Raw genomic sequence first — 25,901 nt, forward strand, 5'->3', positions numbered from 1 at the left:
ATAACACGTCAGCTTTCTATGTTTAGTCTAGGTCTAGTGTAGGTCGCAGCCAGGTGAATGTGTCACAATGTCAGCAAGGAGGCACAGCACATGCTCGGTTTTATTGGTATGGGAAATATGAACGGCGCGCTACTGCGTGGAATTCTGGCCGCACATATAGTCGATCCTGACGAGGTGGTTTTCACCCGAATCAATCATCGTGCCGGCGCAGAGTTAGCAGCTAAATACGCTGTGCATTACGTGGAGTCTATTGCTGAGCTTGCCCAACGCCTGCGCCCTGGTGATACCTGTATCGTCGGTGTTAAACCGCATGCGATGGCCAGCGCGCTCACCGACTTAGGGTCTGCCGCACGCGACCTCGTTATCGTCTCAATAGCTGCCGGTACTCCCTGTGCCACCCTGGCTCGCGCGCTTCCTGCTGGTACGCCCATTGTGCGGGCAATGCCTAACGTCAATGCCCAAATCGGTCAGGCAATGACGGCATGGTACGCTACCGAGGAGGTATGTGCCTCTGCGCGGGAATATGTTGCCGAACTATTTAGCGCCGTTGGTCGCACTATCGAATTGCCGGAGGCGGCGTTTCCGGTTTTCAGCGCTATCGCCGGATGTTCTCCTGCATGGACGTACACCTATATTGATGCGCTCGCCCAGGCGGCCTTAGCTGCTGGGCTTCCTATTCATCAGGCTCGTGAGATTGCGGCACAGGCCGTGGCGGGCAGTGCTCAGCTTGTGCTATCTGCTGCCCAGGAACGTACCCCTGGGCAATTACGTGACGAGGTATGTTCCCCTGGCGGAACGACCATCGCCGGACTTTTAGCAATGGAAGAAGCTGGTTTCACTCCGGCGGTTGCCCGCGCCGTGGCTGCTGCGATCAAGCGCGACGAAGATATTGCCGCCAAACAGGGCTGAAGCCTGATGAGGTTGGAACGTTCGCGTTCAATGCGCATTTGCTGCTCCCTACGTTTTCCTCGCGTCAAGGCGCGCTCACTTCAAGCCATCTCAATACGTTCAATACGGTGAACTACCAGCATTGCTGCGCGCGATGAGCCGGATCTGTGATCTCCTTTGGGCACTATCGCCATTGATCTCTGCTTGCCACACCTGCATGCCCGACGTAGACCTCAGCGAGCGCCGAAAGTGATGAACAATGTAGAAAGTGATGAACAACGTAGGAATATTCAACACCAAATAGTCGAAAGCAGTGGCGGCGCCATTCTCTGTTTCAGCGAGATGGAGCGCTCAGCCAGTTAGCTATCCCAGATCGCCAAAGCTAGCAGTATTGCAAAACTGCATGTGCGTTGAGCACTTTTACTCATTACTTATTGTTACTTATTGTCTAATAGCCGATTAGCCTCTCCAGCTTACGCACAATCTGCTCAGCACCACCGGCTGTGCCTGCGATCATAGGTCCTGCCAGATCATAACGTCAGGGACATCGCGAAGAATAACCACCGGCGAGTGCTCTAATTCCATCAGCAATCCCGCCATCGCCGCGATAGCGTCAATCACTGCATGCCCCTGCGCAGTGCGTACATCTAATCCAGCGCTTCCCAATGCATAATCGCACACCCCGCGCACGCTGTGTGACCCTGAGCCGGTAATAATCACCGCCGGACGCCCGCCAAAACGCGCCGCCAATCCACGACGAATCTGCCCAGCGGCATAAGGCACATTTTCTGGAGCTGCTAATCCTAACGGCTGCGGGATACCTTCTCGGGTGCGGAATGCGTCAGGCTTTTCACCAGCTTTATGCCAACGCCCTTGCGATTTCGCCACAATTTTTCCGGCGATGGCCACAATATCGTCTCCCCGTAAGCCGATACTGCCATCAGGCCAAACGATCTTCTTTATCGGGAGGGCAATCGTCATTGCCACATCTACTCCGGAGGTAATCGCTGGAAGATCAGGAACTGCCATCATTTGCACTGTGCTCATAGCGTTACCTTAGCGAGCATCACTGTTCTGTGCATTGCCGAGTCTGTAACCGCCGCTGTTACTTCTCAGATCATGCCAGCCGTTACCGTAGTGGATAATGCCCGACGGGGTAGGCCAATGTGCTAGCTGCCGCTGCAGGCGTGACGTTCAGCAGGATATGCACCGCGCTATGTCACATATCCAAATATGCAATCACTGAGGAGGACATGGAAGAATATACTTATGACTGATGAAACATTGCGCGCTTCGATTGACGTCCCGGCAAAGGCGTCCCTTGATGGTTTAGAGGAACGATGGAGTCAGGTTTGGGAGGATTCCCAAGTCTACGCTTTTAACCGAGATACCGAACGCGCGGCGGTCTATTCGATTGATACTCCCCCGCCGACGATTTCCGGTTCACTGCACATCGGGCACTGCTTCAGCTACACCCATACCGATATTATTGCCCGTTTCCAGCGAATGACCGGCAAGAATGTGTTTTATCCGATGGGGTGGGACGATAACGGTCTGCCAACGGAACGTCGCGTTCAGAATTACTATGGGGTTCGGTGTGATCCGTCTTTGCCTTATGAGGAAGATTTTGAGCCTCCCTACCAGGGCGGGGATGGTAAATCCATCAAATACGCTGACCAAAAGCCGATCTCTCGTCGGAACTTTATCGAATTGTGCCATCGGCTCACCCAGGAAGATGAGAAACAGTTTGAGGCGTTGTGGCGCTATCTCGGCTTATCCGTCGATTGGGCACAGACGTATCAGACGATCGGCACGAAGGCTCAGCGGGTCACGCAGCTTGCGTTCCTTCGCAATCTCGCCCGCGGTGAGGCATATCAGGCGCAGGCTCCTGGGCTGTGGGATGTCACGTTCCAAACCGCAGTCGCCCAGGCAGAATTGGAGGCCCGCGATTATCCCGGCGCCTATCACACCCTGGCGTTCCACGGGCAAGATGGGGATATTCTCATCGAAACCACACGTCCGGAACTCCTGCCAGCCTGTGTGGCGTTGATTGCGCATCCGGATGATGAGCGCTACCAGCATCTGTTTGGCACGACGGCCCGCACTCCGATCTTTGGTGTGGAGATTCCCGTCTTAGCCCATCCAGCCGCTGAAATAGATAAGGGCGCTGGTATTGCTATGTGCTGTACGTTCGGCGATATTACTGACGTACAGTGGTGGCGAGAATTAGATCTACCGATGCGCACGGTTTTGGGTAAGGATGGTCGCTTGCTCAATGAGGTCCCCGAGTGGATCAGCAGCGAAAATGGTCGTGCCATGTATCAGGAGATGGCTGGCAAGACGACTTTCTCCGCACGGGCAGCCCTGGTGGCGGCGTTAAAAGCCTCTGGTGAGATGATTGGCGAGGAAAAGCCGACCCAGCGCAAAGCTAATTTCTTTGAAAAGGGCGATAAGCCGCTGGAGATCGTGACCTCTCGCCAGTGGTACATCCGCAATGGTGGTCGCCCGTACACCGAAGCTAATGGCAAGCAGTTGCAGGAAAATCTGCTCACTCGCGGGGAGGAGTTGACTTTCCACCCAGATTTCATGCGTGTGCGCTACGCTAACTGGGTTGAGGGCTTGAATACGGACTGGCTCATCTCTCGTCAGCGGTTCTTCGGTATCCCACTGCCTTTGTGGTATCGGGTGAGTGAATCGGGCGATGTCGATTATGACGCGATCATTACCCCCGAGGAAGCCGATTTACCGATTGATCCGACGGTTGACGTTCCGGCCGGTTTCACTGAGGATCAGCGCGGTAAGCCGGGCGGATTCGTCGGGGAAACTGACATCATGGATACCTGGGCAACCTCCTCCCTCACCCCGCTCATTGCTGGTGGTTGGAATACGGATGAGGATATTTGCGAGTACATCTATCCGATGGATCAGCGTAGCCAGGGGCAAGACATCTTGCGCACCTGGTTGTTCTCCTCTTTGTTGCGGGCACATCTTGAGTTCGATGCGCTCCCTTGGAAGCATGCCGCTATTTCTGGGTGGATTCTCGATCCGGACCGCAAGAAGATGTCGAAGTCTAAGGGGAATGTGGTAACGCCGATGGAGCCGTTGCGCCAGCATGGGTCTGACGCGATGCGCTACTGGGCAGCCTCGGCGCGCCTGGGTGTCGATGCCACCTATGATGAGCAGCAAATCAAGATCGGTCGCCGACTGGCAATGAAAGTGTTGAATGCTGCCAAGTTTGCGTTGCAGATGGCCGGGGCTGAGGCTCGCGTTGATCTCGATTCCACCGCTGTAACTGAGCCGTTAGATCGGGCAATGCTCGCTATGCTTGCCGAGGTTGTGATGACGGCGACGCAGGCGATGGAGTCTTTCGATCATGCACGCGCTTTAGAGGTAACGGAATCGTGCTTCTGGACGTTCTGCGACGATTACCTTGAGCTTGTCAAAGATCGGGCATACGATCGCGACGAAACGCTATCCCAGGCTGGTCAATCGCATCGGGTGCGTTCTGCTCGCGTGGCGTTAAATCTGGCGATTGATACGTTCTTGCGTCTGCTCGCTCCGTTCTTGCCATTTGCCACTGAAGAAGTGTGGTCCTGGTATCGTACTGGTTCGATTCATCGTGCATCCTGGCCGCAGGCGGCAGCTTTCGGGCAAAGCGCTGATGGCGATCCGGAACTGGTTTACAGTGCCGGTCGGGCCTTGCGGGCTTTGCGTAAGGTGAAGTCAGAAAACAAGGTGTCGCAACGTCTACCCTATCGTTCGGTCACGATTGCTGTTCCCGCTGGCGATGTAACAGCTATTAACACCGTACAGGGCGATCTGGCTTCGGCCGCGCACATCACCGGTCCGTTCACTATTGAAACCGGCACGGGTGAGGACGCCTACGTCAGCGCTTTCGAGCTGGGTGAGTAAAGGCTAACTTCGGTAGCAAATAGCGACGGCAATTCGCCCCTGTGAGAACCTAGTAGGTAGTGAACTGCTGATATGTGTAATCGTCATGCGCCACTGGCAACAATAAGATCGTTGCCAGTGGCGCATTTCATGAGTGGATCTGCGCAAGGTTCTCCCTCCTCACCCTAACTTACGGTACGGTAAGTACAGATACTCTCGGCGTGGGCTCAGCACCCCGCCAGGAAAGGAAGGCCCGTGGAGAGCTACCTGGATACTGTAGGCGTCAGCTATATCCCCGCAAAACTAGCAATTACCGACGACATGACAGTCCCCTCGCTCATGTGTCAGCGCGCTAACGAACAGCCCCACAATGTGTGCATTGAACGTAAATCAACGCTCGGTGAAACCTGGCGCCCAGTTACCTGGTCAGAGTTCTACTCTGAAGTGTGCGCTGTTGCCCGCGGATTTATTGCCCACGGATTACAGCCTGGTGACTGCGTGGCCATCATGTCACACACCTCCTACGAATGGTCCCTTTTTGACCTCGCTGTACAATGCGCAGGCGGAGTGGCCGTCCCAATCTATGAAACCTCCTCCAGCGAACAAGCCCGCTGGATTATCGAGGATTCCGCCGCCCGATTCGCGGTTGTCGAAACCCAAGCAATGGCCCTCGTCATGCACTCTATCCGCGAATCTGGACTCTTAGAAAAAGTCTTTGTGCTTGCTGAGGACGCCCAAGGTCATCTCGTCTCTGCCGGCAGTTCAGTGCCCGACGACGAAATCGAACGCCGTATCAACGCATTAACAGCAGATGACCTGTTCACTATCATCTACACCTCAGGAACGACAGGCCGCCCTAAAGGCGTTGAAATCACCCACCGCAATATGCTTCATTCAGCGCTGAACGCCCCGTTAGATGAGGGGCTTCACGAACTGCTCGGGTCAAAGGGCTCCCGCACCCTCCTGTTCTTACCAATGGCACACGTCTTTGCACGGTTCTTAAATCTGGCGATCCTGTTCGCCGAATATCCGCGAGTAGGATACTGCCCCGATACTAAGAACCTCATTAGCGATATGCAATCCTTCAAACCGACGTTCATCCTTGCAGTGCCACGGCTGTTTGAAAAGATCTACAATGCAGCCGACGCCAATGCGCGTCGCGGACTCAAACTCCGTATGTTCCGCACGGCTGCCCGAGCGGCCATCGAATACGCTCGCACAATTCAACGTGGCGAAAAACCCTCAGCATTGGTCCGTGCCCGTCAAGAATTCTTCGACCGCACCGTCTATTCTAAGTTGCGCGCCATCATGGGCGGAAAGGTACGTTACGCCATCTCTGGTGGAGCGCCACTCGGCGAACGTCTCGGCTCCTTTTTCTACGGTGCCGGAATTCCGATTTTAGAGGGCTACGGAGCGACGGAAACTTGCGCTCCCACGACGGTTAACCGCACCCACGCGCTGCGGATCGGATCCGTCGGCCCAGCCTATCCTGGATGTTACGTCACCAGCGGCGAGGACGGCGAACTTCTCGTCAAAGGCCCACACGTATTCCGCGGGTACCGCAACAATCCCGAAGCAACCGCAGAATCCTTCACCGATGACGGCTGGTTCCGCACTGGCGATATTGGCAACGTTGATGAGGCAGGATTCGTGTGGGTAACTGGGCGCAAGAAAGAGATTATCGTTACCGCCGGCGGGAAGAACGTTGCTCCTGCACAGCTCGAAGATCGACTCCGCTCCCATCCGATCATCTCCCAGGTGGTCGTCCTCGGGGATCAGAAACCTTTTATTGCGGCTCTCGTCACGCTTGATGCTGAAGCCCTCCCCCAGTGGCTGTCAAATCGCGGGCTGCCCCCTATGAGCATTTCGGATGCTGTTCGCGATCCGCAGGTCATTGCTGCGATTGATCGCGCAGTCAAACGGACGAATGAGCATGTATCGCGCGCAGAATCCATCCGGAAATTCACCATCTTGCCTATCGATTTCACCACTGATAATGGTTATCTCACGCCGTCAATGAAGGTCATTCGTTCGGCAGTATTGCGCGATTTCGCTGACGATATTGAGCGGCTATACAGCGCTTAAACTCAAACGTGTGGCTGGCGCCTTCCTCGCACATACCAGCCACAGATCCTGCCACCGTATATGGCAGATCCGGTGGGCTCGAACCTAGCGTTCGAGCCCACCGTTTTTGGTTTGTTCTTGTGCGAGACGTTCATGATGCTGGATCACTTCCGCGACGATAAAGCGCAGGAATTTCTCAGCGAACACTGGATCCAGCTCGGCTTCTTCGGCGAGCCGACGCAAACGTCGTATCTGCTCTTCTTCCCGCTGCGGATCGGAAGCAGGCAGACAATACTCCGATTTGAGCACACCGACTCGTTGCGTGCATCGAAAGCGCTCTGCCAGGATATGTACCAGCGCCGCGTCCAAATTATCAATGGTTTTACGGTACGTCTCTAACGCACTGGGAATTGGCGTATCCATATCTCCTCCTAGCCCTGCTGCACACCACAACGCGCCTATCGTTTAGGCTGATTTCGTGCCTTTCTTTCGGCTATTCGTCAGAACTAACCTCGCCTCACCATTACCATCAACCATATCGGCATCGACGATAACCTGTGCGACGTCCCGGCGCGAAGGCAATTCAAACATCAAATCCCCCAGGAGACGCTCCAAAATAGAACGCAAACCCCGAGCGCCAGTGCCCCGCGCAATCGCTTCAGCCGCAATCTTGCGCAGCGCCTCGTCGGTAAATTCAAGCTTTACCCTGTCCAGTTCAAACATCTTCTGATACTGCTTAGCCAGGGCATTGCGCGGAGTTGTCAGAATATCTACCAGATCATCTTCACTGAGCTCATCAACAGTGGCGATAACAGGTAACCGCCCAACGAATTCCGGAATTAAACCGAACTTATGGAGATCTTCCGGAGTGGCCTGTTGCAGCAGCTCATTGCGTTTCTTCGCCTCATGCAGATCCGCACCGAAGCCAATCCCGCGGCGCCCAGTTCGCGAAGAAATAATCTCCTCAATCCCCGCGAATGCCCCCGCGGCAATAAACAAGATATTCTCCGTATTAATCGTTAAGTATTCCTGATTAGGATGCTTACGCCCGCCCTGCGGGGGAACGGAAGCTACCGTCCCTTCAATAATCTTCAACAGCGCCTGCTGTACGCCCTCCCCAGAGACATCACGGGTAATAGAAGGATTCTCAGATTTCCGCGAGATCTTATCAATCTCATCAATATAGATAATTCCTCGTTGCGCTGCCTCAATATCCTGATCTGCGGCTTCAATAAGTTTTAACAAGATGTTCTCGACATCTTCGCCCACATATCCGGCTTCCGTCAACGCCGTCGCATCCGCAATAGCAAAAGGCACATCTAATAGTCGCGCTAGCGTCTGCGCCATATAGGTTTTGCCAGTACCCGTCGGGCCAAGCAACAAGATATTCGATTTTCCGATTTCCACCTCATCGCTCTTATCCTCAGTGCTAGCCGATGGCCCGCTATGCTGAGCAGCTAATCGCTTGTAGTGGTTATAGACGGCGACAGAAAGCGTCCGTTTCGCGCCATGTTGACCGATGACGTATTCATTCAGAAAATCGTAGATCTCTTTTGGTTTTGGTAGATCCCGTCGAGAACGCTCTTCCCGCCCAGGACCTAACTCTTCCTGAATGATCTCGTTGCACACCTCGATACATTCATTACAGATATACACTCCAGAACCAGTAATGAGTTTGCGTACCTGCCGTTGACTCTTCTGGCAAAACGAGCACTTGAGCGTATCAGCCGCATCTGCCGTGCGCGACATAATTACCTCCTGGTATCGTCAACGGGACGAGTTCTGAATTTCGCCGAATCGTCGGCAAATAGATCCTTCCCATTCCACCGCAAAAAGCCCAGGACTGCCACTTTGGCACGCCAGAAATAACGAATTCGGCGCAGCGACACAATCACCACGCCGAATTCTGTTCAGCTTTCTCTGTATTTAGTTGGCTGTAGCCGCAATACTGTAGCTGCCTATCGGCTACGCTTAAGCATTGGCTTCAACCACGTAACCACCCAGTGGCTACTCAGCTTTCTAATTGGCGGCTTGACTTACGCGAGACGAGGACCTGATCGACTAACCCGTACGCCTTCGCCTGCTCTGCCGTCAGGATCTTATCGCGCGAAATATCCTTTGCGATCTGTTCCTTCGGTTGACCAGTGTGCTCAGCAATGGTGTCAATAAACCACTGATTCATCCGGTCAATCTCATCAGCAATAATCGCAATATCTGACGCCTGACCCCGCGCCCCCTCGATCGCCGGTTGATGGATCAAGACTCGAGCATTAGGCAATGCCAAGCGGCGCCCTGGTGCGCCTCCGGCAAGTAATACCGCCGCCGCTGAAGCAGCCTGACCCAAGCACACCGTCTGGATCTCCGGTTTCACATACTGCATTGTGTCGTAAATGGCAGTCATTGCAGTAAAGGATCCACCGGGCGAGTTAATGTACATCGTGATCGGCGAATCTGGATCCAATGATTCAAGCACCAGAAGCTGAGCCATTACGTCATCGGCTGAGGCGTCATCAACCTGAATACCTAGGAAGATAATGCGATCCTCAAATAACTTGGCATACGGATCCTGCCGACGATACCCATAGGGAGTTCGCTCTTCAAAGTTTGGCAGAACATAACGGTTCGTTGGCATCTGCCCACCAATTCCGGCCATAGATACCGGATAATCTCCACTCATGTATGCTTGTGCCTGGCTTTGGGCAAAGAGGTGATTCATTGTGCGTCCTCCTGCGTTTGAGTCATCGTTGAGCGATTCACGCCCCCGCCGCCAACAACAGCAGACGAGCTTTCAATAATATGATCCACAAATCCATATTCCAACGCTTCCTCCGCGGTAAACCAATGATCGCGGTCGGAATCTTCCAGGATCTGTTCAATCGTCTTTCCGGTGTGGCGGGCGTTGAGCTCGGATAGTTGCTGCTTCATCTGCAAGATCAGATCAGCATTAATCCGAATTTCCGTTGCCGTTCCCTGCACTCCGCCCAATGGCTGATGCATTAAAACGCGAGCATGTGGGGTGATGTAGCGCTTGCCGGGCGCCCCCGCGCTGAGCAACACCTGCGCCATTGACGCAGCGATTCCCATCGCGACCGTTGCGACGTCCGGCTTAATGTATTGCATAGTATCCAAAATGGCCATACCGGCTGTGACGGAACCACCGGGAGAATTGATGTATAAGTAGATATCTTTATCCGGATCTTCCGCAGCCAGAAGAAGGAGCTGCGCAGAAATCATATTGGCTATCTCGTCATTTACCTCATCACCAAGCCAAATAATGCGCTCCTTAAGAAGCCGGTTATAGATTGAGTCGCCAAGTCCAAATCCTTGCCCCTCAGCGGCTGCGTGTGGCATTGTCATGCCTCCTCCTTCATTCGATCAGTGCCCTTATCTGATACACGATCTTTTCTGTGCATTTCGACCCTAACGCGCTTGCCGACGCGCAGTCGGTTTTTATCGGCTGCTTTCGCTGATGGCGCAGGGCTATCAGCGGTACCCCTGCGGTAGGGAGCACTGCACCCTTGCGCTTAGCTTGGGGCACACAGTAGGCCTCAATATGATAAAGCGGCGGGAGATACGCACAGGTATCTCCCGCCGCCAGCGTCTATTACGCCTCTAACTTAGCGATAAGCGTCTTGCGGGCCTTACCCTGCTGCTCAGCGGCCAGCAGGCGGGCCTTCTCTTCCGCGTCGGCATTCTGTGCGTATTCCAGCACCTCGTCAACGGTATGATCCGCCGGATTGAACACCTCGGCGTCGGCCTTAACCTCAGCAGGCTTCTGCGCAGCCTTCTTTGCCGGCTTCTTCGCGCTTTCCTCCGATGCCGCTGACTTAGCAGTCACCTTCCGTGAAGACGCGCTCGGCTTAGCCGTGAACTCTGGAGTCTTTTCATTCTCCGGAGCTTCACCCAACACTGCAGCCACATCCACGGATGCGCCGGACTCATCGCTCACCTTTGCTAGGCGCAAGGCCGACATGAGCGCCTTGTTGCGAGCCAATTCCCCAGCAAAAGAGCCGATCTGGTTCGCCTGCATTGCTGCACGCAGGAAATCATTGGGCTCCATACCGTACATTTGCGCTTGGCTAACCAAGAAATCAAATAGTTCTTCTTGGGAGACTTCCACGCCGAAGGCTTCTGCATAGGTATCCAGCAGCAACTGTGTGCGGATAGAGCGCTCTACGTCAGCGCGAAGCTGCTGCGTATGCTCCTCATCCTCGTTCTCATGACCGCTGCGCATATGATTAGCAACTTCTTCTTCCACAACCGATTCTGGCAACGGGAAATCAGAGGCAGCCAACAGGTGATCCAGAAGCTGCTGGTATGCCCCAGAAAGCTGGGTGGTTGCCTTAGCCTTGACGGCATTCTTCCGCAGATCCTCTTTCAGCTCGGCAATCGTATCGAACTCAGAGGCCATTTGAGCAAAGTCATCGTCTGCTTCTGGCAAGACCGATTCCTTGACGCCGTTGACCGTGATTGTCACGGTGGCGTCCTCGCCCTCGTGCTCCCCACCAGCCAGCTTCGTGGTAAAGACGACTTCATCACCAGCCTTTGCGCCGGTCAAAGCCTCATCCTGGTTCGCCAGCATATTGCCATCACCGATACGGTAAGAGATACCAGCAACGTCATCAACCTGCTCGTCATCAATCGTGGCAACGAGATCAATCGTGACGTAATCGCCGAGTGCGGCTGGGCGATCCACGTTGGATAAGGTGGCAAAGCGCTCACGAAGCTGATCGAGTTCACGATCAACGTCTTCGTCTGTGACCTGAGCAGTGGGAACGGTCACTGCAAAATCGGCCGGATTCGGCATCCAGATCTCCGGACGGCAATCCACTTCAACCGTGAACTTGAGTTCGGTGCTATCCTCCGCACCGGCCATCTCGGGAACTTCTTCCACACTTACCTGCGGGCGGGCCATCGGACGCACGCCCGTTTCCGTCAACGCTTGCTGGTAATACGTATCAAGGTTGTCGTTAATGGCTTGCTCAATAATGTAGCCACGACCAATTTTGGATTCCAGCACGCGACGCGGTGCCTTACCAGGGCGGAAACCTGGGATATTTACCTTCTTCGCCACCTCTTTTGCGGCGGCGGCATAAGCCGGTTCAAATTCTTCGGCTGGAACTTCAACAGTCAGCTTGGCGCGAGTCTCGCTCAAGTACTCTACGTTATGCTTCACTCTTCTCCACTCACGTTCAGTTAGTTAAGGGCCATCTCTCGCCCACGGGTGTGCCATAGTGGCACTCGATACCGTTCAATAATAGAACATTGCGCGGGTAATGCCCGCATTCGTTGCCATGAAAGCAACCACATAGGCTTAAAACAACGCCACTTTCTGGGCTGGCGGGAAGATCTCATCCAAAGAAGCCAGCTCGGCTTCACTCAAAACTAGATCCACCGCCCGCGCGTTCGCAATGAGCTGTTCTGGGCGAGTTGCCCCAGCGATGACTGAGCACACCGGCTGGCGATGAGTCAGCCACGCGATGGCCACCTGGGCCTGATCGTATTGCCGCTGCGCACACCAGTGCTGATAGCGACGCAATTGCTCCATATCAGCCGCTGCCAGTTTCGGATTACCTGGCTGCAGCCGCCCATTCGGATCAGATTGATCGGTGTATTTCCCAGTTAGCAACCCCGCCGCAAGCGGAAAATACGGCACGACCCCAATCCCATAATGTGCGGCAGCCGGCAAAATTTCCTGCTCGGCACGTCGGTCTATGAGGTTGTAGTGATTCTGGGTTGCCACCAGCGTTCCCGCAGCGGCATACTGGGCAATCGTCGCCGTCTGCCATCCAGCCAGATTGGAGATCCCCCAATACCGGATCTTTCCTTGCTGCACAGCAGTATTGAGCGCTTCTGCCGTCTCTTCTAACGGGGTTTGCGGATCTGGGGTGTGATAGTAATACAGGTCGATATAATCCGTACCGAGGCGCCGCAAAGATTCCTCTAAAGCCTCGATCATATACCGGCGCGATCCGCGAGCTTGATACTCTGCTTCGCCAGCACGTGCAATACCGAACTTGCTGGCAATAACCGCCTCAGATCGACGCGATCCCAGGGCGCGCCCCAAAATTTCTTCTGATAGCCCTGGTTCTTTGCCATATACGTTTGCTGAGTCAAAATAGGTGATACCCAGATCTAAGGCGGTGTTGATAACCGCTTGCGCACCAGCAAAATCCTCACTGGCTGTTCCGCGACGACCAAGATTGTTCGCCCCATACCCCAGAACTGATACCACTAGGCCCGAGCGCCCCATCCGGCGATATTCCATCTCGCTCTCGTCTCCTTTGCTATCTCGTTTTCCACGTGCGATACGACCACCGTAATGCGCTACGACGCCATACAACACAAACCGACCCGCATAATGACGTTACCGCGTATGGATACTGTTATATGGCACATCGTAATGTGTTACGGCGTATCCAGATTCGATTTTTCGCTGATACTTATTGGCGCGATACACAGCAGTGCTCGCAGTTTCCACCCTAATGCGGTAATGCCCGAGGGCGGGCTGCGACATCTTGTTCATATTGTCGCCATTGTGCGACGCCGATTGTTTTCATTGTGCAGTACTGACGTTCTACCTCGCTGTGCGTTATCGCGCCGAGGCTGAAGACCTTGCCTACCGAGGCTAAAGACCTTGCCCGTCGCTGCTCTACCGCTGCCGCTCTAGCACTCCTCGCTCTAGCACTCCTCGCCGTCACCATCGCATGGCGCTAGCGCGCTAACGAGCGCACTGCCCAGTGCCTACTGCCTCGCCTAGCTAGCACCTCGCATTGCAATACGTGCCATCCTTGCCTTCCGAACTCTTCTTCTCTTGCTGCCCATAATCGCGAGGATAGGCGCGATTGCCGTCGTATAAAATGGCGCTGCGGCGGGGACCTCACTTCCCCGCCGCAGCGCACATCATGACGTTAGTTCACGCGTCGACGTTGTACTAACATCCAACCGCTGCCGAGCAAAAGGAGCGAGAGGAGAGACACTCCAACTACCGACACGCCGGTATGTACTAGCGCTCCACCAGGAGCTGAGCTATTAGTGGGCACCAGTTGAGTTATCGCGTCCAGTAGCGCCTGGAGCGCTGCATCAACCTGCGCTTGCGTGGCTTGTTCATCCGCCATGACTCCCTGGGCTGCTAGCACTGCGTCATGGAGTGCCTGCCAGGAAGCCACCGTGTAATTCGATTGCGTCAAGCCCACCGCGCGATCCAGCGCCGATTTCAACTCCGCCTTGTCCACACTGGGCGTCGGCGCACGGCCAACGAGCTGAGCGCGGGCTGCGTCGATTGCTGCACGCGATCGATCAATCTCATCTTGCGTGGCCTGCGGATTATCGACGACGGTCTGTCCCTGCTGTACAGCAGCCGCGAGCTGCGCCCAGGATTCCGGGGTGTATTGGCCAGAATCTAAGGCATGTGCTGCGTTAATAGCTGCAATAAGCGCGCTCTTATCTGCGAGAAGAACCAGCGTTTTCTGTGCCTCAGCGATAGAAGCTGCTGCCGCATCAACGCTCTTTTGGTCCGCCGCCGGATCGTCATACACTGCCTGCGCGCGTGCTACCACATCGGCAAAAGCCGCCCATGATTCTGGTGTGTAGCGTTCCTGCTGCAAGGCTGCTGCCCCAGCGAGAGCCGCATGCAGCCCACTCTTATCCACTGCCGGCTGCTCTGCCAAAGCATGAACTTGCCACTCGGCAACAGCCGTTCCAAAGGTTGCAGAATCCGATAGATGTGGATGCAGAACCAGTCGCAACCGGCTTGTCTCAACTGGGGTAAAGGTCGCTACCGACCATCCGCCTGCTTCGGTGGCATGGCGTGACGGATCATTTCGTACCGTGGTGTATTTCGCGTCCTTAACCGGCTTGAAGGTGCCATCGGCAGAATCGTAGTACTGAATCTCCCAGCTATCCGGGATCTCCAGCCCGCCGCGCTTTTCGTCACGTTCGGTCATATTCGCCCAGAACATAACCCGCGAGGTGTCAATTAGCGCGCTGCTCGGCCACCGATATTCGGCATACATACCGTCTACCGCTTGCCCCCACGTGCCCCAGACTTTCGCATTGACGTCCTGATCGTCCTGCGTCGGCCAGGTGTCATCAACTACGATACCGTCGTTGAGTTTGCCGGCTGCTGGCGACCACGATGCCGCCACGGAGGTCGTTACCGAGCTTGCCTTAGGCTCGATCCACCCTTCGAGTTTCTCTGGCGGAGTAACATTTCGCCCTGGAATGACGTGTACCGTCAAAGTAGCCGGAGCGCTCGTCCCTTCTACCACGCCTGAGACGGTGTAATCACCGACGGCATTGAGATTCACGGCTGCAAGCTGCTCGCTATTCCAGGTAACTTTCAGCCCAGATTGCGTGCCACCGTTCATGTAACGCCCAGTGACCGTTGGCGGCGGAGTTAGTTGCGCACTGCCCTGAACAACGCTTTGCTCAACTGGCAGGATAGAATTCACCCCATTGTTAAACGCAGAATTCGCGTCAGATTTAACTGAGATATGTGCGCTGGCAGTCCGTGAGGATCCAACGACCGTTCCAGTGAGGGTGAACTCACCATCGGATGCTAGCTGATCGGCAGTAACTTCCGGCCAGATCACAGCCAAATTGGCTCGCGTCCCATCAGGATAGGACACTGACACGGTTTGAGGCAGTTTCAGCGCATCTGGTTGTGATCCAGTTGGGACCATCCGAGCAACCTCTTCCACTCCATTAGGATCGACGGCATAGGCCTCAAATTCACTGATACCTACGGCCTGATCGGGCTTGGGCGTGAACAGTACTCGCAGTTGATCACTCCATACGGTCTGGAACGGGACTGTCAAGGCTTCACCCTTGGACACATCATACGAAGCGCCCTCTTTCAGGGTGACGTCGGTCCACTTTCCGCTTGCTTTATCAAAATATTGAATCTTCCAAGCAGCAGGCATTGGCACGCCACCACCGTCACTCCATAGGTAGAGCGCTGCCTTTGCGAGGGGCACCGGAGCTGCCCATGTGTATTGCACCCACGGTTCTTTATCGCCTTGACCCCAGTTATTCCAGCTCATATTCGGCTTTGATCCAGCCGGATCCACCTTGAGATCGTTGACAACCTTGACGTTATCTTTTGGCAGATATGTGTTAATACTGGAGGCTTTCGGCGTGCCTTGTGGTGCAATATTCACCGTACCATCGGAGGGGATGCCGTGAAGTTTGAGCGTCGTTTCCGCACTCTTTTCTCCATCGGTTGCACTGAGTTTGAGCTCATATTCGCCCTCGACAGGGAATGTTGCGGTGGTGCTTGCCGCATGCGGGTCAGCAAAGCTTACCTTTGCACCTGCCGGCCCAGAGACCATCTCCCAGGTGGCCGCTATCGTCCCCGCTGGCAATCCGTCGTCCTTCACCTGACCGATAAGCTGTGCCCCCGCAGAGGTGTTCGCAGCCACGTATGCACTTACCGATGGAGCCTGGTTCGTGCTCGGCCCAGCGGCAATACCCGTATGGAAGGCTTCAATTTCCTTAACGCCGGTCTTAAATCCAGCCGCATGCGTCAGATTCACACGCAACTTTTGGGTGGTGATGGCTGGGAATTGAATGTGATTGTAATTCGGTTGCGGATAGATCGGGGTGCGAGCCTGATCGGGAATCGTCTTCCATGCTCCGCTGGCGTCCTGGTATTCCAGGGTATATACCGACGGTTCGGCATAGCCGGATACCGTGGCCGACGAGGAGGTCTGGTAGAAGAAGAGCCGCACGTCATCAATCGTTTGGGCACTTGGGAAGGTCAGGGTCAGTGAGTCCGTCGCATTTGGCGATCCGGCACTCCCCCAGAACAGTTCATGGACAGTTCGACCATCCACCGCATATTCCGCACCATGCCCCTGCGCGGAATAGCTTGCTTCAATTGCGGCACCGCGCGCCACGTCAGTTTGGCTGGCTGCTGCTGGGTCGATATTGCGCCCAGCCCGCGCGAACATTTCCGTAATCCGCGAGGTGCTGTCATAGGTGACGCTATTGGCTGTTCCGAGCCCGGTTGTGTTTGCCGTGGTGACCTTTGCCCCGGACTGATCTGCTACCTCAACCGTTCCGCTGTTCGGGTTGTAACGAATATGGGCTAGGCGATCGACCGTTGCTGCCAGCTTTCCATCAAGATAGATGGAGTATCCAGCCGGAGCGGTGTAATGCCCGTCGTTGTTCCATACGATCGTCAGATCTTTGCCGTGGTAGGACAAGTTATTAACGGTAAAGTGCTCCCAGCCGGGGATGACGATTGGGTTCAGTTCGATGACGTCATCTTGGCGAGGAACCAGACCTGCCACGCTTTCAATCATGGTCCAGTTCGTCGTACCGAGCTGGGTATGGTGGATCCAGGATCGGTATTCGATCTTTCCGCCATCAGCGCCGGTAGCCGTATTCCAGAACTCATTTTGATCGGGATAGCGGTTATCGCCACCTTGATAGTGGGCAAAAGCGTTCCAATACAACAGCTTCTTGAACTGTTCGTTTGTAATATAGCCATTTTCTGCAGCGTGATAATGACGAATAGCTCCATCGTAGATTCGGAACAACATCGTCGAATTAATCACCGAGAAATTATTGGAGCCTTGGCCACCGCCCGCTTCAAATTCTTTCTTGTCTGCTTGGTTAGCGGTGAAGAACGGGAACACCGGGTATTGATCCGCGTCTGCAAATAGTCTCAGTGCCGAGTCATAATCAGCATTCCCCATCGGAACCATACCGACGGCATACGGGAAGTAGTTATTGATTTCCTTCCACTTCGCCCAGGTTCCATTGTGCTTACCAATGTACTTCGAGAGCAGTAACTTCTGATCGGAATTCCACAGCTCACTCATCAGATTCTGCTGGATCTTTCCGGCAATGTCGTTCATCTGTGCAGCGCCGGCAGTATTGCCGGCTGCTTCATAGGCCTGCGCTGCAGCTCGGGCATTTGCCCAGAGATTCGCGGTTTCTGGCCGATCCATTCGCTCTCCGGGGAATTGATCGAATGACACCGCATCCGCGTCATTACCCGTCATCGATGCCCAGGACCAGTCAATCAGGTAGTTCTTATTGTCGTTTTGATTATCGGCAGCGATTGGTTCGGAGTGGGAGTTAAGCAAGCCATTGACGTCGGCCGCACCATAGGTTCCCAATGCATCAGCTACCTGGGTTGGACCACCATGAACCTTATATGATTCCCAAGCAGCATCTGTGATGTATTGGGTGTACGAGTGCCGCCAATTAGCTGGATCGCCGGGATTATCAATGTATTGTTTGCCGTCTTTCGCAGCTTCACCAGCACTAATCCACGTGCCGTAGGCGTATGCCGGATCGCGCAGGTATTTCACATCGTTGAGGAACATGCCCGTGGTTAACACGATTGCATTGTTGTACCCCAAAGCTCCTTCCACTGCTGTGGGGAACTGGAAAGTATTTCCTGGCATATCTGCATCGAGGAAGTTAAAACGAGTCAGCCACCAACGATAGAAAATTGTTTTATCAATATTGTGCGTGGCATCGCCGGTTTCCACGTACGGGATATTGGCTACCCACCAGGCGTTGTATGCCTTAACGTGGTCCGTGTAAGAGGCTGCCGGATCGCGCAGATCTCCGGTTGCTCGCGCCTCATATTCTGTTTGAGATAACGGCAACTCTGGAGCAATCAATCCAAGCTGGATCTTTGTGCGCGTCACAGCGCCAGCGCCCAGGGTGTATGTGCCGACGAGCTTAGCATCCGCAGCTTTCATGTCGGTGCCTGAGAAGCGCGGATAAATTGTTGTCAGATTGTTTTGTACCCGTACGACCCCGCTCAGCTCGTTACCCTGCTCGTTCGCAGTAGTGGCGTAGGGGCTACTCGCGGTAACGGTAACCGTCGCACCACTTGGAGAGCTCATTTGCAGCTCAGCAACCAGCACGTTGTTTTCCGTCATGTACTTGACTTCACGCACGCTAATATCCGATTCAGCCGCAGTAAATACTGTGGTGAAGTAGCTCGGAGTTTGTTTGCGCTGCGTTGGGTCTTCTTTCATCGTCAAGGTTTTATCCCCGACGGATAGCTTGATATCGAAACCCGGGCGTCCATCAATGGACTCCCAGTACGCCAAATCCCCCATGAATCCGAGTTGATCTGGAATATGGGTCTTCATAAAAGCCGCTCGACCACGAGAGAAGAGGTATTCATTGTGGTCAGCGCCCTCGTACTTATACGTGCCGGTATCCGTAGCGCCAGTTCCTGTCGGATCGGCGCCGCGTCGGGCGAGCATGGCGTCAATCCAGAAATCTTTATCAATGGATGTTCCTGCACCTGCCTTGACGTCAGCGTCAAAAATCGCACCAAGGTAGGAATGGCTAGGATCGTATGCGGCTGGGGCAGCCGGAACGGGATCATTATCCCCGTGGAAAGTCGGATAACCTAGCGCAGAATTAGGATTGGCGATGGGATCCGCGTGTGCTGTCGCAGTGAGACTAAGCGGGAGCAGACATACCAAACCTGCGGCCATCATCCGCCGCATTCTTTTCTGTGCTGAGGCTGTACTCGTCCAGTGATGACTTCGCATAATGCTCCTCAGGTTGATGTACACGCCCGTAACGTCATCGTTACAGTGCGCAATACCGGATGGTACGACCGAAAACTACCTTCGTTCTTAGTCGCACTACCTGCAGATTATCCTAGCGAAAGCCCTTTCGCAATAGTTTCGAGGAATCATCTCATATTCAGGGAAATCCCGCCCCGCAACAATTGGATTTATCGAAAATACGACCTTTAATCCCCAAGGTTCTATCTTCTGCTCATTACCCACATCGGCATATCCACCACTGGCCGCCCAACTCACGACGCATCTGCCGTACCGGAAATTCTGTAGGCATATCTCAAAGAACGCCAGTTTGCTCCTTCACAGTATTTATCTCGACCATCCACATATTATTGGCAGCCTGACGGGCTTATTCCTGCCACTAGCCATACACCTTACCCGCACCTCAACGCAATATATCCACACGATCTACCATGCGCATATCCGCCTATATCCCAATACTGCAGGCGAGCACCTCATTGGATTAATGCGCTATTTTACTTTTATCTACGGCACACTAAGTCAAAAACTAAGCCACCACTAGCTCATACGTATCACGCCGCACTAGACATTAGGCATTTTGATATTTCGACGTTTCCTCACGTGCCGCGTTAACCCTCCAGCCGTGCCCGCGCGCCATATTTTCAGCCCGCGTGCTTTCCCGGAACGCTCTTGCCACATCTCAGCGTCGCCACACATGCGCGCAAGGCATTACACCCAACCTGCTGGAATCCTCACAATGCGCGCTTATAGTGTCGGAGGTTCTTTCCGGCGCACAGCACTTACTATAGCCGCAACCCAACAGCACAAACACACAAGAAGCGAGGCGACGAACACCACCGCCGCCACCGTCTCTACCGTGTGATAGGTCGAATATTCGGCATTCTCGAATATCCCCACCAGGGCGACATCCACAAGAAAAGCAGCAGCCGGAAAAAATAGCCCCAAAAAGAATAGTTTTAGACCCCTACGTGGCTTGGCATCGCGCCCAGGATGGCGAACTCGCCCACCCCAACCTCCGGAATCCCCCTCAGGACGCCACCGAGTTTTATTCGTAGGCATAAACGGGGTCTCCGCATTAAAGCTATGGCGTATTGGGATCGAACCCTCAGATATGCCAACCCCGTATGCCGGATCATGCTGGACGATGTTCCCCGTATCAGCCACTACCGAATTCGCGCTCTCGATCGGACGCGAATAGTTCTCCAAAAATTCCCGCCGCGAGTATTCAACCGGAGTCCGTAACAAGTTTGCCAGTGCCAGCCGCGTCTGTGGATGAGATTCAAGATATACGCGATGCGCAATAAACACATAGGTCAATAAGTATTTCCGAAGCATGTGGGCTTCATCTTCCCACCGCACGTCCTGAACCGAGATACCGTTAATCACAATACGCCGATACTGCAGTTCTTCCAGAATCCGTATATAAACCAAAGCCGCACCCTCGGATTGAGACGTCACCGTTTGGCTAATACCATTCGCAGATACTCTTACCCAGCCAGTTTGACCGACGTATTTAATGGCGTCCACCTGCTCGAAATAGACTTCCCGACGCCATATTCGCCCAAGAAACAGCCATATCCTCGCATCATCAACACCAGAATGTAATGAGGTCCCTATGAGAATTAGCGCTACGCACACCCCGACGAGTGGCACACCGATGGCGAGGGCCATAGCGACCCCTCCATGCTGCCGATCCTGCCAGGCCCCCATTACCACTAAAACAGAAACCAACAGTAGTAACACACCCACGAAAGCCACAGCAAGGGCCGGCTTTTTCACTACCGGATCATAGGGATTATTTTTCGACCGTCGCTTATCGTGAGCCTTGCGAACGAATCCTTGCGCGACTCCGTTAATAAGAGAACTCAGCATATACATATTTTCTCCAATCAGCGACGCCCCGCTTCTCCCACAGCATGACCCGACTCGCGCAATGGTCCCGTTGATGAGCGCACATCGAAATGCGGTTCAAGATACTCATGAATATCCTCGTGGACTTCACCTGCGATCTGAGCAATAAGCCGATCTACTGCGCGCTGCCCCATCAACTCAATAGGTTGGCTGACGACGGTTAACGGCGGAAGGGTGTAGCGTGCAATCCCCGTCCCGTCATAACTGATAAGCGATATATCCTCTGGAACAGCTAATCCCATATCGCGAATAGCACTCAACGCTCCGACCGCATGAACGTCACAAGCAGTAACAACCGCCGTCACCTCGCTCTTGAGTAACTCCCCCATCGCCACATATCCTCCCTCACGGGTATAGGGAGCAGCACACTGAGCGCGACATTCAATTTCGGGGCGGGTAGCAGCAGCCGCCCGCCACATCTGCAGGCGCTCCATCGCGACAGGTAAACCCTCCGGACCAGAAATAATCCCGATATGGCGATGCCCTAAATCAGCTAGATGAGTAATCGCTTCTTCCGCTCCCCGCTTCCCGTCCGTTTGGATGGAGGAAATATCGGCGGCTGGCGGGAAACGATCTAAGGCCACAACCGGAGTGGCACTTTGCTGCGCGGCCAGGCACGTCTCATCCTGCGACACGATGAGGATAAGCCCATCAACTTGCCGATCGAGAAATTTATTGAGGTACGTCATCTCCCGCTGCGGATCTTCTGAGGTAGATCCGACGAGGAGCACATAACCGCGCTCAAAGGCCCGATCCTCAATAGCGGCTGCCAACTCACTAAAAAATGGATTTGCGTGATCTGGCAGGAGCAGGCCGAGCGTGCGAGTTGGCCCCCGCCGCAGCGACTGCGCGATGGCATTAGGGCGATACCCTAATTCTTCAATAGCCGCCAGTACCCGTTGGCGAGTTTCAGCGGAAACAGGGCGCATTCCCGGATTGAGGACATAGCTCACGACGGCCGGCGATACGCCAGCTCGTCGGGCAACATCTGCACGGGTAACTGCCATGGGCTAAGTGTACATATCACAGATAGGAGATACGTATTACACCTAGATGTATGGCCATTCATTTGCCCGCATTGCCTATTTGCCCGTACTGTTAGTTAGCCATAGCGGAAACCCTCAGCACTGGCGGGTTTCCCTTTCCCACGCCCCCACTCGGAGGAACACTGTAGTGGTACTTGAATCACTTGCTGCGGTCGTTGCCATCATTATCGTCGGCATACTCATTTCAAAGAAAGTCAACGCCACTATTGCCTTATTTATCGGCGGCGTTCTTCTCCTCATGGTTGCCCCCTTATTAGGGCATACCAGCATGGGCAAATACAAGGTCGCCGACGCTGGCAATGTATTCCTCAATCAGTTCGGCTATATCACCGCAATCTTTGCCGAGACGACCTCCGGCGTCGGGCTTATCATTATGGTGCTGTTCGGCTTCTCGGTGTATATGACCCACATCGGGGCGAATACGAAAGTGATTCAGCTTCTTAGCCGCCCACTGCTGCGTATGAAACGCAAATACCTGCTTGTTCCGCTGATGTTTTGGGTTGGGAACATTATGTCGCTCGCTGTTCCTTCCGCTTCTTCACTTGCGGTACTACTGATGGCGACCTTCTTCCCTGCCCTCGTGGGTGCTGGGTTGACTCCGCTGACCGTCGCTGGAGTCATTGCCACCACCGCCACTATCATGCCTACACCACTTGCGGCGAATAATGTGGTTGCCGCAGATCGTCTAGGTATTCCGCTTGACGAATACGTCTTTTCCTTGCACGCTTCAGTATCAATTCCGACCTTATTTGTCATCGGAATCGTCCATTATTTCTGGCAAAAATACCTAGACGGAAAACTCGATGACGCTACGCCCGCCGCTGCATCTATCGTCACCGCCGAGGAATCCGCGGAAGCTACACATGACGATCTTCCGATGTGGTACGCGATCTTCCCGCTACTTCCTCTGCTTCTCATCTTGATTCCTTTTGCGCTGAGCTACGTCATGACAATTGGCTTCAAGATGGACATTATTCCCGTCACCCTGATTTCCATATTGCTTACCTTGCTTGCAGAAGCAATCCGCACACGGTCAATCACTGCCCCGCTATCGGATCTCACAGCATTCTTTAACGGAATGGGGCGCGGCTTCAGCGTTGTCGTCGCCCTCGCTATTGCCGCAAATGTGCTGGTAGAAGGGATCGTCCAGCTCGGCATTATCGACTCCCTTTCGCACTCCATCTCTCAGCTTGACGGAGCAGCCTGGATCCTCTTCCTCGCATTCTCTGGAATCATGATCCTCCTTACCGTTCTCACCGGCGGCATTGGCCCCTTCTATTCCCTAGTGGAGGTGGCTCCTCAGGTTGCTGCCCACGTCGGGATCAACGGCGCGCTGCTCACCTTGCCATTGCAGCTCACCGGATGCCTGGCTCGATCCTGCTCGCCGGTGGCGGCGGTCATCTTGATTGTTTGTTCTTCAGTAAAGGAATCCCCTACGCGCCTGATCGCCCGAACGATCGTTCCGATGGCTGTTGGCATTGTCGTATCAATGGCTCTCACCTGGATTATCGTCGGACCATAAGAGCGCCACTGCTTATTTCCGGAATATATGTATGCCGCCTGGAGGGGTTGGCCCGCATGGTAGCAACTAAACGCCGTCTCAATGCCGTGCCTAAGTGCGTGCCAACCAGAGCACCATAGCCACTGCATTAATGCAAACAGTATTCCCAGCGTACCGGCCTCGAACCGACGATATTCCCGCTATCTAACCTAGGCGCAGGGCATTATGTGCTGCATCTGTGGAGCATCGCGCAGCACAATCCACACCAGCAGATACCGGGCACACCCATAGCAGGACGTAAAAGTGGCACAGGTGCGACGAAAAATCTAGCACAACTGGCTCATAAGAAGCGGGAACATGTACGGGTGCGGATACCCTAATAAGGCGACGTTGCAAGGATAATGATTTTCGCCTGCCGAATGGTCGTTCACCAGCCCGCTGCCTTGATACCCACGAAGTATCTCCCTTCTTTCTTACCTACGTTCTTCCCTCTTTCCTCACCATCAAAACAGCACAGCAACAGAGTATTCCAGATAGTCAACACGTGTTGACCACGGATTATCCCTCTTGTATGGTTGCCCCTAAGAGCAGTACCTGAACTCACTCAGCACTGCTCCACCTATATACCGACTGTTCAAAGGAGAGCAGCAGTGATAATCGAATCCCTCGTCGTGGTCCTCGCTATCGCAATCGCCGGCGTGCTCATCATGAAGAAAGTCAACGCAACTATCGCTTTGTTCATGGGCGGCTTCGTCATTTTAATGATCGCCCCACTCCTAGGGCATACCGGCACCGGAAAATACGAAGTCAAAGACGCCGGCAACGTTTTCTTAAACCAGTTCGGTTATATCACTGAGATTTTCGCAAAAACCGTATCCGGCGTCGGCCTCATTATTATGGTCCTCTTTGGATTCTCCGCATACATGACACATATCGGCGCGAACGCAAAAGTCGTTGAGTTCCTTACCCGCCCGCTGCTGCGCATGAAGATGAAATATCTTCTCGTCCCCCTCACATTCTGGGTTGGCAACCTTATGTCGTTGGCAGTGCCCTCGGCCTCATCCCTTGCCGTCCTCCTCATGGCAACGCTATTCCCGGCACTTGTTGGCGCGGGTCTGACCCCACTAACGGTGGCTGCCATCATCGCCACCACCGCCACCATCATCCCCACGCCACTAGGGGCAGATAACGTCATCGCCTCCGAACGGCTAGGCATCCCACTGGACGAATACGTCTTCTCAATGCATGCCTCCGTCTCCATCCCCACCCTTATTTTTATCGGCGTCGTCCACTACTTCTGGCAAAAATACATGGACGCCAAGATGGTCACATCGGCTACCAACACCGGATCAAGCGTCATATTAACCGACGAGAAATCTGACGAACACGCCGGAACCCCCATGTGGTACGCCATCTTCCCCATGCTGCCACTACTGTTCATTCTGATCCCGTTCGGATTGGGATTCGTTATGAAAGTAGGAATTACCGCCAACCTGATTCCTGTCACCCTCATCTCCATCTTGCTTGCCCTGATCACAGAGATGATCCGCAAACGCTCACTAATTGATCCGTTGAACGACCTTATGGTGTTCTTCAAAGGCATGGGCACTGGCTTCGGCGTTGTCGTTGCGCTAGTTATCGCCGCAAATGTACTGGTAGAGGGGATCGTCCAACTCGGAATCATTGACGCCCTCTCACACTCCATCTCCCAGCTTGACGGAGCAGCCTGGATTCTCTTCCTCGCATTCTCCGGCATTATGTTGCTATTGGCGCTGCTCACGGGCGGTATTGCCCCGTTCTATTCCCTGGTGGAAATCGCCCCGAAAGTGGCAAGCGGAGTGGGGATCAACGGTGCGCTACTCACCCTGCCATTGCAATTCGTGGGCAACCTGGCCCGAGCCTGCTCGCCCGTGGCAGCCGTCGTGCTTATCGTATGTTCCACAGTTAAGGAATCTCCTGCCCGCCTCATCGCCCGCACATCTGTTCCGATGATTGCTGGCATCGTCATGTCGATGATCTTGACCTGGATTATCGTCGGTCCATAACCAC

General features: G+C 54.2%; 16 protein-coding genes. 5 read left to right on the plus strand and 11 right to left on the minus strand.

Going from position 1 to position 25,901, the window contains the following annotated elements; genetic code table 11:
• Positions 1–90: 90 nt before the first annotated feature.
• Positions 91–909 (plus strand): pyrroline-5-carboxylate reductase, encoded by an 819-nt coding sequence (gene proC, locus ACLHIJ_RS03605; protein ID WP_411298484.1) that lies wholly within the window; start codon positions 91–93, stop codon positions 907–909.
• Positions 910–1,401: 492 nt separating this feature from the next.
• On the opposite strand, the gene ACLHIJ_RS03610 is transcribed toward proC, so the two are convergent.
• Positions 1,402–1,935 carry a hypothetical protein gene (locus ACLHIJ_RS03610; protein WP_411296029.1) on the minus strand — a complete coding sequence of 178 codons (534 nt, stop codon included), beginning with the start codon at positions 1,933–1,935 and terminating at the stop codon, positions 1,402–1,404.
• Positions 1,936–2,157: 222 nt separating this feature from the next.
• Here ACLHIJ_RS03610 and valS point away from each other — a divergent pair, with 222 nt between their 5' ends.
• Both valS and ACLHIJ_RS03620 read left to right on the plus strand, forming a co-directional pair.
• Complete coding sequence (gene valS / locus ACLHIJ_RS03615) at positions 2,158–4,800, plus strand: valine--tRNA ligase (RefSeq protein ID WP_411296028.1); 2,643 nt, start codon at positions 2,158–2,160, stop codon at positions 4,798–4,800.
• Between the two features lie 234 nt (positions 4,801–5,034).
• On the plus strand, positions 5,035–6,864 hold the full coding sequence (locus ACLHIJ_RS03620) for an AMP-dependent synthetase/ligase (RefSeq protein ID WP_411296027.1): 1,830 nt from the start codon (positions 5,035–5,037) through the stop codon (positions 6,862–6,864).
• Positions 6,865–6,948: 84 nt separating this feature from the next.
• On the opposite strand, the gene ACLHIJ_RS03625 is transcribed toward ACLHIJ_RS03620, so the two are convergent.
• From ACLHIJ_RS03625 to ACLHIJ_RS03670, 10 genes are all read right to left on the minus strand, one after another.
• Positions 6,949–7,266: a chorismate mutase gene (locus ACLHIJ_RS03625; protein ID WP_411296026.1), complete on the minus strand. Its 318-nt coding sequence runs from the start codon at positions 7,264–7,266 to the stop codon at positions 6,949–6,951.
• A gap of 42 nt (positions 7,267–7,308) precedes the next feature.
• A complete protein-coding gene (clpX, locus tag ACLHIJ_RS03630) occupies positions 7,309–8,592 on the minus strand; it encodes an ATP-dependent Clp protease ATP-binding subunit ClpX (protein WP_411298485.1) in 1,284 nt (427 codons plus the stop codon).
• A 2-nt stretch (positions 8,593–8,594) separates the two neighbouring features.
• The gene (locus ACLHIJ_RS03635; RefSeq protein WP_411296024.1) at positions 8,595–8,741 is read right to left on the minus strand and encodes a hypothetical protein; all 147 of its coding nucleotides are present in this window, start codon (positions 8,739–8,741) and stop codon (positions 8,595–8,597) included.
• Positions 8,742–8,854: 113 nt separating this feature from the next.
• Complete coding sequence (locus ACLHIJ_RS03640; RefSeq protein WP_411296261.1) at positions 8,855–9,520, minus strand: ATP-dependent Clp protease proteolytic subunit; 666 nt, start codon at positions 9,518–9,520, stop codon at positions 8,855–8,857.
• A 35-nt stretch (positions 9,521–9,555) separates the two neighbouring features.
• On the minus strand, positions 9,556–10,200 hold the full coding sequence (locus ACLHIJ_RS03645; RefSeq protein ID WP_411296023.1) for an ATP-dependent Clp protease proteolytic subunit: 645 nt from the start codon (positions 10,198–10,200) through the stop codon (positions 9,556–9,558).
• 247 nt (positions 10,201–10,447) lie between these two features.
• Entirely contained in the window at positions 10,448–12,019 is a 1,572-nt protein-coding gene (tig, locus tag ACLHIJ_RS03650; RefSeq protein ID WP_411298486.1) for a trigger factor, read from the minus strand.
• Between the two features lie 138 nt (positions 12,020–12,157).
• Complete coding sequence (locus ACLHIJ_RS03655; RefSeq protein ID WP_411296021.1) at positions 12,158–13,111, minus strand: aldo/keto reductase; 954 nt, start codon at positions 13,109–13,111, stop codon at positions 12,158–12,160.
• A 643-nt stretch (positions 13,112–13,754) separates the two neighbouring features.
• Entirely contained in the window at positions 13,755–19,376 is a 5,622-nt protein-coding gene (locus tag ACLHIJ_RS03660; RefSeq protein ID WP_411298487.1) for an Ig-like domain-containing protein, read from the minus strand.
• 762 nt (positions 19,377–20,138) lie between these two features.
• Complete coding sequence (locus tag ACLHIJ_RS03665) at positions 20,139–21,266, minus strand: hypothetical protein (RefSeq protein WP_411298488.1); 1,128 nt, start codon at positions 21,264–21,266, stop codon at positions 20,139–20,141.
• A gap of 17 nt (positions 21,267–21,283) precedes the next feature.
• Positions 21,284–22,312: a LacI family DNA-binding transcriptional regulator gene (locus ACLHIJ_RS03670; RefSeq protein ID WP_411298489.1), complete on the minus strand. Its 1,029-nt coding sequence runs from the start codon at positions 22,310–22,312 to the stop codon at positions 21,284–21,286.
• 166 nt (positions 22,313–22,478) lie between these two features.
• Here ACLHIJ_RS03670 and dcuC (ACLHIJ_RS03675) point away from each other — a divergent pair, with 166 nt between their 5' ends.
• Complete coding sequence (gene dcuC, locus ACLHIJ_RS03675; protein ID WP_411296016.1) at positions 22,479–23,873, plus strand: C4-dicarboxylate transporter DcuC; 1,395 nt, start codon at positions 22,479–22,481, stop codon at positions 23,871–23,873.
• 629 nt (positions 23,874–24,502) lie between these two features.
• Complete coding sequence (gene dcuC, locus ACLHIJ_RS03680) at positions 24,503–25,897, plus strand: C4-dicarboxylate transporter DcuC (protein WP_411298490.1); 1,395 nt, start codon at positions 24,503–24,505, stop codon at positions 25,895–25,897.
• The last annotated feature ends 4 nt before the right edge of the window (positions 25,898–25,901 follow it).

Origin of the sequence: Trueperella sp. LYQ141 (assembly GCF_046599555.1) — a bacterium.
Lineage (GTDB): Bacteria > Actinomycetota > Actinomycetes > Actinomycetales > Actinomycetaceae > Trueperella.